Annotated in this window: 1 protein-coding gene; it reads left to right on the forward strand. The window is 43.2% G+C overall.

What is annotated here, in order from left to right; genetic code table 11:
• Positions 1-516: HYR domain-containing protein (locus AC4FRF_RS17550; protein ID WP_491161600.1), on the forward strand; the 516-nt coding region annotated here is incomplete at both ends.

Genomic DNA, 516 nt, shown 5'->3' on the forward strand with positions numbered 1-516 from the left:
AGATAACATCAACCCAACCATCACTTGTGCGGCTCCAGTAACCGTAAATGTAGATGCAGCTTCTTGTACTACGGCTAAAGAAAATGTAACACTGGGAACGCCAACAACAGCGGATAACTGTGGGGTGAAATCAGTAACTAACGATGCTCCTTCTGTTTTCCCTATTGGAAACACAACTGTAACCTGGACTGTAACGGATAATGCTGACAACACAGCAACTTGTACACAAATTGTAACAGTGGTAGATAACATCAACCCAACCATCACTTGTGCGGCTCCAGTAACCGTAAATGTAGATGCTGCTTCTTGTACTACGGCTAAAGAAAATGTAACACTGGGAACGCCAACAACAGCGGATAACTGTGGGGTGAAATCAGTAACTAACGATGCTCCTTCTGTTTTCCCTATTGGAAACACAACTGTAACCTGGACTGTAACGGATAATGCTGACAACACAGCAACTTGTACACAAATTGTAACAGTGGTAGATAACATCAACCCAACCATCACTTGTGC

The sequence above is a fragment of the Flavobacterium sp. ST-158 genome (genome assembly GCF_058309975.1).